Origin of the sequence: Paenibacillus sp. FSL L8-0663 (genome assembly GCF_038008125.1) — a bacterium.
Lineage (GTDB): Bacteria > Bacillota > Bacilli > Paenibacillales > Paenibacillaceae > Paenibacillus > Paenibacillus polymyxa_D.
Genome location: NZ_JBBOYM010000001.1, coordinates 4294131 through 4306174, shown reverse-complemented (window position 1 = coordinate 4306174; position 12044 = coordinate 4294131). Strand labels below are relative to the sequence as shown.

General features: G+C 46.4%; 13 protein-coding genes. All 13 read left to right on the top strand.

Going from position 1 to position 12044, the window contains the following annotated elements:
* The first annotated feature begins 19 nt into the window (after nt 1–19).
* On the top strand, nt 20–1396 hold the full coding sequence (locus MKY75_RS18930) for a bifunctional folylpolyglutamate synthase/dihydrofolate synthase (RefSeq protein ID WP_029518417.1): 1377 nt from the start codon (nt 20–22) through the stop codon (nt 1394–1396).
* A gap of 6 nt (nt 1397–1402) precedes the next feature.
* Complete coding sequence (gene murC, locus MKY75_RS18925; protein WP_013311605.1) at nt 1403–2782, top strand: UDP-N-acetylmuramate--L-alanine ligase; 1380 nt, start codon at nt 1403–1405, stop codon at nt 2780–2782.
* Between the two features lie 163 nt (nt 2783–2945).
* Nucleotides 2946–4166, top strand: a complete 1221-nt coding sequence (locus MKY75_RS18920; protein WP_165148801.1) for an SPOR domain-containing protein — start codon at nt 2946–2948, stop codon at nt 4164–4166.
* A gap of 121 nt (nt 4167–4287) precedes the next feature.
* A complete protein-coding gene (locus tag MKY75_RS18915) occupies nt 4288–4530 on the top strand; it encodes a DUF4321 domain-containing protein (protein ID WP_023989955.1) in 243 nt (80 codons plus the stop codon).
* 22 nt (nt 4531–4552) lie between these two features.
* Complete coding sequence (locus tag MKY75_RS18910; protein ID WP_039272577.1) at nt 4553–5161, top strand: Maf family protein; 609 nt, start codon at nt 4553–4555, stop codon at nt 5159–5161.
* Nucleotides 5162–5174: 13 nt separating this feature from the next.
* Entirely contained in the window at nt 5175–5867 is a 693-nt protein-coding gene (gene radC, locus MKY75_RS18905) for a RadC family protein (protein ID WP_340886238.1), read from the top strand.
* 105 nt (nt 5868–5972) lie between these two features.
* Nucleotides 5973–7007: a rod shape-determining protein gene (locus MKY75_RS18900; protein ID WP_013311600.1), complete on the top strand. Its 1035-nt coding sequence runs from the start codon at nt 5973–5975 to the stop codon at nt 7005–7007.
* Nucleotides 7008–7062: 55 nt separating this feature from the next.
* Nucleotides 7063–7884 (top strand): rod shape-determining protein MreC, encoded by an 822-nt coding sequence (mreC, locus tag MKY75_RS18895; protein ID WP_029518420.1) that lies wholly within the window; start codon nt 7063–7065, stop codon nt 7882–7884.
* Nucleotides 7884–8414: a rod shape-determining protein MreD gene (gene mreD / locus MKY75_RS18890; RefSeq protein ID WP_029518421.1), complete on the top strand. Its 531-nt coding sequence runs from the start codon at nt 7884–7886 to the stop codon at nt 8412–8414. The genes mreC and mreD overlap by 1 nt, the downstream gene beginning before the upstream one ends.
* Before the next feature lie 82 nt (nt 8415–8496).
* A complete protein-coding gene (gene minC / locus MKY75_RS18885; RefSeq protein WP_165148804.1) occupies nt 8497–9159 on the top strand; it encodes a septum site-determining protein MinC in 663 nt (220 codons plus the stop codon).
* A gap of 3 nt (nt 9160–9162) precedes the next feature.
* The gene (minD, locus tag MKY75_RS18880; RefSeq protein ID WP_013311596.1) at nt 9163–9960 is read left to right on the top strand and encodes a septum site-determining protein MinD; all 798 of its coding nucleotides are present in this window, start codon (nt 9163–9165) and stop codon (nt 9958–9960) included.
* 341 nt (nt 9961–10301) lie between these two features.
* Nucleotides 10302–11147 (top strand): peptidoglycan DD-metalloendopeptidase family protein, encoded by an 846-nt coding sequence (locus MKY75_RS18875; RefSeq protein WP_165148807.1) that lies wholly within the window; start codon nt 10302–10304, stop codon nt 11145–11147.
* The gene (locus tag MKY75_RS18870) at nt 11140–12018 is read left to right on the top strand and encodes a M50 family metallopeptidase (protein WP_029518424.1); all 879 of its coding nucleotides are present in this window, start codon (nt 11140–11142) and stop codon (nt 12016–12018) included. Before MKY75_RS18875 ends, MKY75_RS18870 begins: the two co-directional genes overlap by 8 nt.
* The last annotated feature ends 26 nt before the right edge of the window (nt 12019–12044 follow it).

Here is a 12044-nt window from a genome sequence, read left to right as displayed (position 1 = left end):
TGACCTGAAGGTGAAGAGGATGTCAGATACGATCAGGGGCGGAGATACGGCTCCTTTACAAAGCTATGATGAGGCAGTGGAATGGATTAACGGCTTGATTCCGTTTGGTATCAGACCTGGACTGGAACGAATTGAACAACTAATGAGTAAATTGGGTGATCCGCAACGACATCTGAAATTTGTGCATATTGCGGGAACCAACGGTAAAGGCTCGACTTGTGCCTTTCTGACCTCTGTGCTACTTAAATGTGGGTACGATGTCGGGACTTTTACGTCTCCGTACATCACCCGATTTACGAACCGCTTTCAATTCAATGGGACCGATATTCCCGATGAAACGCTGGTTTTGCTTGCCAATCGCTTGTATCCGTTGGTGAAAGAAATCGCAGATAGTGAATTGGGATCACCTACAATGTTTGAGGTATCGACAGCGTTGGCTATTTTATACTATGCTACGGTATCTTTCCCAGATGTTGTGGTATGGGAGACAGGTCTTGGGGGAAGGATGGATGTAACTAATATCGTGAATCCAATCCTCTCGGTTATTACAAATGTCGGCTATGACCATACGGATATTTTGGGAGATACGCTCGAACAGATTGCAAGGGAAAAAGCCGGTATCATCAAACCGGGTGTACCTGTCGTCAGTTGTGTTTCCCAACCCGAGGCTATTCAGGTCATACGTGAAACGGCGACAAAGCAAGGAGCTACCTTGTACCTGGCAGGAGAACAATTTACGTATGAACGGCTAAATGGAGATGAAACAGCTCAAACCTTTTCATTCGCGGGGCCCTTCCGACATATGGAAATTGACATCACGTTGTTAGGCGAGCACCAATGTTCTAATGCGGCAGGAGCTATGATGGCACTTGAGGTCCTACGTCAGTATATGGCTTTTGTGTTGGATGATGCAGAACTGCTGGAGGGCTTTAGACAAACTGCCTGGGCAGGGCGTCTCGAACAAGTCAGTACATCACCGAGAATTGTTCTTGACGGGGCTCATAATCCAGAAGGAGCACAGACGCTGGCCAAGAGTCTTCCTCAAGTGTATTCGTACAAAAAATTGGTTTTAATGATGGGGATGCTGTCAAACAAGCATCATGAAGCATACTTGCAGCATATACTGCCACTAGTGGATACGCTTATCCTGACCGAGCCCGATTTTCGGCGCAAAATGAATGCCGCTGAATTGGCTCATCTCGTGGAGAAGCTGCGGCCGTCTTATGCCAAAACGGATTTAAAAATAATTGTAGAAGGTGACTGGAAAAAGGCTCTTGGCCTGTTTCAATCACATACGGAAGCGGAAGATCTGGGGGTGGTGTCCGGCACGCTGTACCTTATTGCGGATGTACGGGCTACCCTTATGTATCAAACCGATTCGGAAAAAGGTTGGTGAAATTTGTTGATTACTTCGGAACATGTTCATTTTATCGGTATCGGCGGCTACGGGATGAGCGCGATTGCTCGAGTCATGCTGGAGATGGGTTATACCGTGACTGGCTCAGATGTGGCATCACAGGAGCTGACAGAAAAACTGGCGGCAAAAGGCGCAAAAATATATATTGGACACACGCCTGAGCATATTGCAGGCGCGGATATCGTCGTCTATTCAACAGCATTGTCACGTGACAATGTGGAGCGGGTGGCAGCGGAGGAATTGAATATTCCAACTCTGCACCGTTCGCAGATGCTGGCTCGCTTGCTTAACGAACGTAAGGGAATAGCTGTTGCGGGTGCGCACGGTAAAACGACAACCTCTTCCATGATCGCTCTGGTTATGGAGAGATGTAACGTTGATCCAACGTATATTATTGGCGGCGAAATTACGAATTTGGGGACGAATGCCAAAGCAGGTAAAAGCGAGTTTGTCGTTGCTGAGGCGGATGAGAGTGATGGTTCTTTCCTGCAATATCATCCTTGGCAAGGCATCGTAACCAATATTGAAGCAGATCATTTGGAAAATTACGATGGCGACTTTAATCGTCTGAAAAGTGCTTATGTACAGTTTTTGAGTCAAATTCGACCGGATGGAGCGGCTATTGTATGCGCAGATGATCAGAACATCCGGGAAATGCTGCCTCAACTCCAGACTCGGGTCATTACTTATGGAGTGGAGCATGAAGCGGATTATATGGCGACAGATATCCAATTAGGTGACCGTCGATTAAGCTTCACTATGAGCCGTAAGGGAACAGCACTCGGAACAATCGAACTATCAGTGCCGGGTAAACATAACATGTATAATGCGATGGCGACTGTAATTTCATGTTTAGAAGCAGGGATTCCATTCGATCAAATCGCTGCTACAATTGTGGAATTTCACGGAGCGAAGCGTCGGTTTCAAGTACTAGGTGAAAGCAATGACATACTGATTATTGATGACTATGCGCATCACCCAACAGAGATTGAGGCTACGATTAGCGCAGCGAGAGCGACTGGCAAGCGTATTATTGCTGTATTCCAGCCGCAACGCTATAGCCGCACCTTTTTCCTGCTCGATGCGTTCAGCCGCGCGTTTAGCGAGGCTAGTGAAGTCATCATTACCGATATTTATTCACCAGCGGGAGAAAAACAGATTGAAGGCGTGCATTCTTCCAAGCTCGTGGATTTAATCGTCCAAAACAGCAATGCTAATGCAATCTATTTGCCGACCAAAGAAGCTGTGATCGAGGAGTTGAAAGATCGATTACAGCCGGGTGATCTTGTGCTGACGATGGGAGCGGGAGATATCTGGAAAGCAGGTGACGCGTTAGCGCGCCATCTTCGCGGACAGCAAGTGTAAACCGTATAAAAATGAGCTGTTGCACCAATGAATTACAAAAAAAGGGTATTCCGAACACGACTGTGTTTCGGGATACCCTTTTTTGTAATGCTGGGGCATATATTCTTAGCTTAACTCATACAACAGACTATGAGGAAGTATGGGACAAGGAGGGAGTGCATCCATGAACAAGACCAAGATGACATTCCGGTTCGACCAACAGTTGCCGGAGACAAGCCGGGAGGATAAGCTACAGGTGCTTCCGTACAAAAACGAGTCGATTACGAACGAACAGCGTGAAACTGATAACCCGCATAAAGGAACGGAACGGAACAGAGGAATGGAGAAAAATACTGCAACTACACAAGAATCAAAGATCAATGAACCTGAGGATCGGAATAAACGCATTTCAAGTCGGCGTTTTGCTCCGACATTAAGAGTACAAGAGGGATGGGATGACCCCTTTGGTCGTTCGGCGGCTTCCTGGTCAGATGCGGAAGTTCTACCGGATAGCCTGGAAGAGGATGAGGAAGCTTATCATTCTGGCCAAGAGTACAGAAGACGTCCGCCCCACCCTTCTAGATGGAAACTGGTTGGCTCTGTAGCCAGCGCACTGGTGACCGGAGGCATGTTTGGATATATTATGTTGTTACTGTTTAACGGAGGAGGCATGGTTCCGGGATCAGATCCTTCAGTAGAGGAGGCTGTACCGGTCTTTAAAGAATCTGTTGGTGTGGATGCAATATCTGCAAAAGAGAATTCTGTCCCTGTCACTGTCATAGAGGCTCAGGTACCACCTCAAACCTACTATTTGTTGCAATATGGGGTTTTCAGCACCCCAGAACGGGCCTTACAAGCAAAAGAAGAACTATTAAAGGCAGGTATTGCAGCAGGAGGGGATACCGAGGACCAAAACCGGGTATATGCAGGAATATCACCGGATAGGGAGCAAGCCAAGTTGCTCAGCAATCAGTTGAAAACACAAGGAGTCGAATTGTATGTTCGTGAGCTTGAATTGCCTGGATTTGAAAAAGCGGCTTACGGAGGCGAAGGTGATAAACTCACTAGCTTTTTTCAGTTAAGTAGCTCATTGGTGGGTAAGTTGAGCGGACTTTCCTCAAACTTGCTCGGAGAAGGAGGTCCGAATACGGTGCCAGCCTCCGACATGAAGGAGCTGAACGACCTGCATCAGCAGTGGACACAAAATATCACTGTACTTCCCAGTGGTCTTCCGAAGGAAGCGGTTGCCTCCGCAACCTCACTTGAAAAGGCGATGAACAGCGCGATCTCTGCACTTGGGGAATATAATAAGAATACAGCCAAGGAACACATTTGGGAGATTCAGTCCTCCATAATGGAATATGTTTTGCGTGAGAGGGAATTTATCCAATTCATAAAACAATAGGCTAACCATATTTTCCGGCAAGGAACTGGAAATAGTTCCCCATGCCGGATTTCTGTTTGTATTGCAGTACAAATCACCGTATAATAATGAAGGTGTCAAAAAATGGCGAGGGAAGATCAGGATGAAAAAAAATGTAGGAATGCTTATACTGTTTTTGTTGCTCGGTTGGCTCTTGGGTGCATGGATTGCCAAAGCCCTTCAATCGATCAAATTCCTTTCTTTTCTGACCCACCCCACTAGGATATCTTGGTCGCCGAGAGCGGACCTGGATATTATCAGCTACAACATAACAATAAATTTTGAATTGAGCCTGCTTAGTCTGATCGGCATCATTGCCGCGTTCTGGCTGTACCGCAGGCTCTAACTGATGAAAAGGAGCTTCCCTTATGGACGGGAAAATTACGCCCCGCATTATTTTGGCATCGACTTCACCAAGAAGGAAGGAATTGCTCGCATTTTTGAGACTCCCCTTTGAGGTGGTGCCAAGTCATGCGGATGAGAGCACGCCTGAGAGCTGGACGCCTCAGCAAATCGTGGAGACCCTTGCGGCACGCAAAGCCCAAGCGGTCGTGAACACCGTCACTCAGTCGAAGGAAGCCGGACTGGTGATTGGCAGTGATACCATTGTCGTGCTGGATGGTTCGGTATTGGGCAAGCCAGCCGACCATGCGGACGCAGTTCGCATGCTGACTGCATTGCAGGGAAGGACACACCGCGTGTACACCGGGGTAGCCTGCATACATACCGGAACCGGCGAAGTGCTTGTCAGACATCGCCAAACGGAGGTTACAATGAAGCCTCTGAGTCAAGAGCAAATTGTGGCATACGTGAATACTGGTGAACCGTCTGACAAGGCAGGAGCGTATGGCATTCAAGGCATGGGTGCTACGCTGGTGGAATCTATTCAGGGTTGTTATTTTAACGTCGTAGGATTGCCGCTTTCCTTGCTGTCGGACATGCTGTCCGATTTTGGAGTGAATGTGTTGCGTCCATAAAGGGGATAAACATATGCTGGAGTCGCCAATACTGATGCTTCGCGACCTCCCCCATGAAGAACGACCAAGAGAGCGCATGATGACATATGGGGCGGATGCCTTAAGCAACGCGGAGTTGCTGGCAATATTGCTGCGTACAGGAACGCAAAATGAGTCTTCGGTGCATTTAGCGCAGCGTATTTTGCAGCAGGCAGGAAATTTGCGTCAACTGGTGGATATGAGCTTGAGCGAGTTGACCCAGATTAAGGGCATTGGGGATGCTAAAGCGATACAGTTAAAAGCGGGTATCGAACTGGGGCGCCGATTAGCTTTGTCTCGCCATTTGGAGACCCCGGTGATTAGTTGCCCGCGGGATGTGGCAGATCTGTTGTTTGAGCAGCTTCGTTATTTGCAGAAAGAGCATTTTGTATGCTTGTTCCTTAACACTAAAAATCATGTCATTGCTCAGGAAACACTATCTATGGGTAGCCTGAATTCTGCCATCGTGCATCCACGTGAAGTATTTCGGGCAGCAATCAAATGCAGCAGTGCTTCAATAATTTGCGCTCATAACCATCCGAGCGGTGATCCGAAGCCAAGCCCCGAAGATGTCCAGTTGACTCGCCGCCTGATGGAAGCGGGCAACATCGTGGGTATCGACGTGCTTGATCATATAGTGATCGGGGACGGGATCTTTGTAAGTTTGAAGGAACAAGGTCTGATATAATATAATATTTAAATCAAACATTAAACACGACCGGATAATCCGGCCTGAATAAACCGCTTATACATTGGATAACAGATTTCAGGGAAGAGAAAAGGAGATTACATCATGCTGGGTGGCTTTACAAAAGATTTGGGAATAGATTTGGGGACGGCAAACACGCTTGTATACGTAAGAGGTAAAGGAATTGTGGTTCGTGAACCATCTGTAGTCGCTTTGCGTACAGATACAAAAACCATTGAGGCTGTTGGTGAATCTGCGAAAAAAATGATCGGTCGCACACCGGGAAATATCCGTGCGATTCGTCCGATGAAGGACGGTGTCATTGCTGATTTTGATACGACAGCAACGATGATCAAATATTTTATCCGTCAGGCGCAAGCCCAACGCTCTTTGTTTCCACGCCATCCGAACGTGATGGTTTGTGTGCCTTCGGGCATTACTGCGGTGGAGCAGCGTGCCGTTGAAGATGCGACGAAGCAAGCAGGCGCAAGAGAGGCATATACGATAGAAGAGCCGTTTGCAGCAGCAATTGGCGCTGATCTTCCTGTATGGGAGCCTACAGGCAGTATGGTTGTCGATATCGGTGGAGGTACAACCGAGGTGGCAGTCATTTCCCTGGGTGGGATTGTAACAAGCCGCTCCGTGCGTGTCGCTGGCGATGAAATGGACGAGTCCATCATCCAATACGTGAAGCGCCAATACAATCTGATGATTGGTGAACGGACTTCAGAGCAACTGAAAATGGAAGTGGGTTCAGCTATGCCATTAGAGCAAGTGGAAACCTCGGAAATCCGCGGACGTGATCTGGTAACAGGTTTGCCAAAGACGATCACGATTACTTCTGATGAAATTAGTGAAGCATTATCGGATACAGTCAATGCAATCGTGGATGCGGTTAAAGTAACACTGGAAAAATGCCCTCCCGAATTGGCAGCGGATATCATGGATAGAGGTATTGTACTTACTGGCGGTGGAGCACTTCTACGTAACCTGGACAAGCTGTTGGCAGGTGAAACCGGAATGCCGGTGATCGTAGCAGAAAATCCTCTAGATTGTGTGGCAATCGGCACAGGCAGAGCGTTGGAAAATATTCATTTGTTCAAATCGCGCAGCAGTTCTGCCGTCCGTTCCAAACGTTGAATCGGGGGTGTAGGAACTGTTTAAGCTGCTTGGCAATAAAAGACTATTTGTTCTATTGATTGGAATCGTTCTGTTTATTGCCCTTATGGGGATTACACTTGGACAGAGGAATTCCTTAACCTGGCCCGAGAAGTTCGCCAGAGACTCGATTGGCTTTGTGCAAGGTATCTTTTACAGGCCCGCTTCTGCAATAGCGGGCTTCTTTGAAGATATCGGGAATATGCGCAGTATCTACGAAGAAAATGAACGGTTAAAAATTGCTGTGGCAAAGCTGACTCGTGACCAAATTCAGACCCATAATTATGTTGAAACAAATGCCAGACTGCAGAATGAACTGAAGTTCACCCAAACGCAAAAGGCGAAAAATAATTATGATTATCGTGTTGCTCAAGTGAACAGCGTCAGCAATGATTCCAAAACGCTTGTGATCGATATTGGTGAGAAGGACGGAGCGAAGGTTGGTCAGGAAGTCAGTTCGCTTGAAGGATTTGTAGGAGTCATTAGTCAAACGGGGAATTTTACGTCCACCGTTACCCTATTGACTACATTGGATCCTAAAAATCCGAATTCTTATGCTATTGCAGCGACAGTCTTGGGCAAGGAAAATCAATCGTTTGGTATGATTGAAAGCTATGATCCGGGTACGAACAGATTTCAAATGACTCGCATTGAGGAAAAAGATCCAATCGCAAAGGGTGATCAGATTATTACATCTGGCGCAGGTGGTAAATTCCGCAAAAACCTAATGGTTGGAACGGTAGAGAAGATTCAGGTTGGGGAGTTTGGCAAAACACGGACAGCGATTATTAAACCGGCAGCCAGCTTTGTGGATTGGAAAGAACTGCTCATCCTCTACACTCCTGAGGTACCGGAATAATGAAGATGCGCGGTCAGGTTCTAATACTGCTGCTGTTTGTACTGTTTATAGCTGAAGGGACGATTCTTCCATGGCTTCTTCCGGATAGTTGGCATTCAAGAATGGTTCCGAATTTTGTGTATGTCGTGATCTTGTTTGTGTCTGTGTATTACAGCCGTCATACAGCATTGGTGCTAGGTATTGTTTTTGGACTTATTCATGATGTAGTGTTCTATGGGTTTATCATTGGGCCTTATTCTTTTGCAATGGGGTTGTCTGCATACTTATTGGGGCTTGTTTTTACAGCTCGACGTGCGCAGATGCCCATTATGATGGCAGCCGTGTTGATTGGTAGTTTCCTCTTGGATTCTATGCTTTTTGCCATTGACCAGCTGTTCCAGCTGAATCATCAGACTTTCAATTGGGCACTTGCTCAGTATATAATTCCTGATTTATTTATCCATTTTCTGTTCGCCCTCATCATTTATGTCCCAGTTCGCAAGCAGTTGCAGCGTTTGGGTACCCGTGTGAAAAAGGAAGAGGCTGTCTAGGTCTTTTTACACACATTTTGTCCGGGTTAGCAGGGATTTGACGTCCCGGGGACGAAATGATTGAGATAGGAGGGACAGGCTAATGGCAGTGAAATCGAATCATGTCACGATTAAAGGCATCAAAGATGGCCTGGTATTCCTGCTGGACGATCAATGCGAGTTTGAGAATTTGCTGGGTGAGCTGCGTTTTAAGCTGGAGCACAGTCATCAAAATATTTTAACAGGCCCGATCATTCATGTGGATATTAAGCTGGGAAGCCGAGAAGTGACAGAGGAACAGAAGGAAAGTATTCTGGAGATTTTGAAGCAAAAGGGGAATCTGCTCATCAGGTCTGTAGAATCACCTGGACTGCCTGTGGAAGTGCAGGGAAAGCCTCCTATTCATACGGTGACAGGGATTATCCGATCTGGTCAAGTGCTTCATCACAATGGGAACCTACTCTTTTTGGGAGATGTAAACCCGGGTGGAATTATAACATGTACTGGTGATATTTATGTCCTCGGCGCTCTGCGAGGCATGGCGCATGCAGGGATGGAGGGAAATAGTGAAGCGATTATAGCGGCTTCCTATTTTGCACCGACACAGTTGCGAATTTCCGATATGATCAGCCGTCCACCAGACGAATGGGAGACACGTGAATCCGGTATGGAATTTGCGTATCTCAAGGATGGCGCTATGCAAATAGATAAAATGAGCAATATTGTGCGTCTGGGCCGCGATTTTAACGTGTTCAAAGGGGTGTAGCACATGGGAGAGGCTATCGTCGTCACTTCAGGAAAAGGCGGCGTCGGCAAAACGACGACGTCAGCCAATATAGGAACAGCGCTTGCACTGCTCGGCAAAAAGGTATGTTTGGTGGATACGGATATCGGTTTGCGTAATCTAGACGTTGTGATGGGTCTGGAAAACCGAATTATTTACGACCTTGTTGATGTAGCGGAAGGTCGTTGCCGTTTAAATCAGGCACTGGTTAAGGACAAGCGTTTTGAGGAGCTGTATATGCTGCCAGCCGCTCAAACCAAGGACAAGAGTGCTGTTACGCCGGAGCAGGTTAAGGATATTATTTTGGAGCTTAAAAAGGATTTTGAATATATATTGATCGATTGCCCTGCGGGTATTGAACAAGGCTTTAAAAATGCCATTGCTGGGGCGGATCAGGCTATTGTTGTGACTACTCCGGAAAATGCAGCCGTACGCGATGCAGACCGGGTAATTGGTTTACTGGAAAGCTCACATGTGATATCACCCAAGTTGGTGGTTAACCGCATTCGCAATAGCATGGTTAAATCCGGAGATATGTTGGATATTGATGGGATTTTACAAGTGCTTAGCATAGACCTTATTGGGATTGTGCCGGATGATGAAATGGTAATTAAAGCAGCTAATACAGGGGAGCCTACCGTTATGAATCCAGATTCACAGGCCGCGATTGCTTACCGTAACATTGCGAGACGGATTTTGGGCGATACAGTGCCCCTCATGCAGCTAGACCAGAAGAAAAGCGTGATGACACGTTTTAAGAAGTTTTTTGGTATGGGTGGATGAGGAAAACCGGAAGTTATGGCTGGTAAATTGCTTCCACGCTTCCTAAGTGATTTTCTATTGGTTCTAAGGTAGGAGCTGTAGTAGTATTCATTTGTAATACTAGACACTTAAATAAGTAATAATCTTATTTAAGTGTTTTTGGTTTGTCTTTTTAAATTCCTATAATACGGCTTCTCAAAATTTAGGGTCACTACATAAATATTATAAATACAAAACAAATCCGGTGCGCTAGCGCCGGTTTTTTTTGATTTTTAGGTACTTATTCCCGAGCGGGACAACATAAGTTGAAGCCCGTCCTCATAAGATGTATCAAACATACCTCGCTGAGGGGGCTGAACAGGATGAATAAAAATTCCGGAATCAAGCAGCGCAGAGAAGAACGTATACAGCAGCTAATCGCGGGAAGCAAAGCGGAGACGTATCCCTCTGGCATATATCAGTACAGGCACGGGGATAAAGATATGAGGTCGATGCCTATAGTCAGTGCCAACTCGCCCAGAGACCCAGAAACGGAGTGGAAAAATGAGCGGCAACACTGGCAGCAATCTTTTGGGGCGAATCGTGCTCCGTCTTTTTGGACTTCCTTTTGGCGAAGATCAGTCATAGCAACGGTGTTATTTGGAATGGTATGGGGAATGTTTCGTTGGGATATTCCCTATGCAGTGAATTTGAGAATGTTTATTGCGGATGCCTTGAATAAGGATATGGATTTTGCAGCCGTCGGACAATGGTATGAAACTTATTTTGACGGAGCTCCTTCCTTTTTGCCGATTTTTGGCGAGGAGCATGAAACGCACAAGGTAGCCGCAAATCGAAAGGGCTCTCCACCGATCGAAGGCACTATAACACAGCCTTTTGTACTGAGCCTGAAAGGGGTAGAAATTACGCCGAATGTCACTGACAACGGGCCAATCGTTGTTAAAAGTATAGATGCAGGACGAGTATTAGACATATTAAATCATCCCAAAAGCGGGATTTCGGTTACAGTTCGACACACTGGCGGTATCACAGCAACTTACGGGAGGCTTTCCCGCTCTACCTTAAAAGTGAACGACTGGGTTCAGGAGGGAGATGAGATCGGTGTACTGCCAGCAAGTCGCAGCGGCAGCGAGGCGGCAACTTTATTTTTGGCAGTTCAGAGAGGGGATCACTACATTGACCCGTCGGAAGTGGTAGCCCTTGATTAATGTCCGAGGGGTGACCTTATCACTACATCCACTGTTTGTATTGGTTATGCTGACCTCCATAATAACGGGACATTTTATCGAGATCATCACTTTATTTACATTGGTGTTTATTCATGAGCTAGGTCATGCGACAGCTGCTTCGTTGTTAGGCGCGCGGGTGCTTTCCATACAGATGTTACCCTTTGGAGGAGTTGCGGTCATTGAGGATCAGGGGAAGCTCAATGCGTGGAAGGAGATTGTCATTGCGCTAGCGGGGCCCCTGCAAAACGGAATCATGATCATCATCCTTTTATGGTTCAAAAATGTGAGTGGACCGGAGTATGATTATGTAAATTATATAATTCAGGGGAATGCAGTTATTGCACTGTTTAATTTGCTGCCCATTTTACCACTTGATGGTGGGAAAATATTGCAGGCAATGATTAGTTTATCCTTTTCTTATCACCGCACATTAGTGTGGACCTTTAGGGCCAGTATCGTAACGAGTCTGCTATTTTGTATGTATGGTATTTCACCGTTGTTAAGGCAAAATGGGCCTATGCATTTAAATCTGCTGGCGGTAGGGATTTTTTTGCTTTATTCTAATATTGTGGATTATCGGAATATCCCTTACCGTTTTATACGGTTTTTGCTGGGGAGGGACGAGCTTTTTTACCGCGAAATAGCTAAGGGAAGTATTGCCTTACCTATTGTATCCCTGCCAATGAAACATTTGGAGCCTATTTTGCGTCTTTTCAGAAGAGATCGGTATCATATGGTTTATGTTATGAATGAACAGGGACGAATTGTAGCCGTACTGCCGGAGCAACGCCTTATTCGCTCTTATTTTGCGACACGCCCGCCAGATGGTGGAGAACCCAAGCCTAAATAATGTTTTATGAGTAAGAAAGAGGCTGT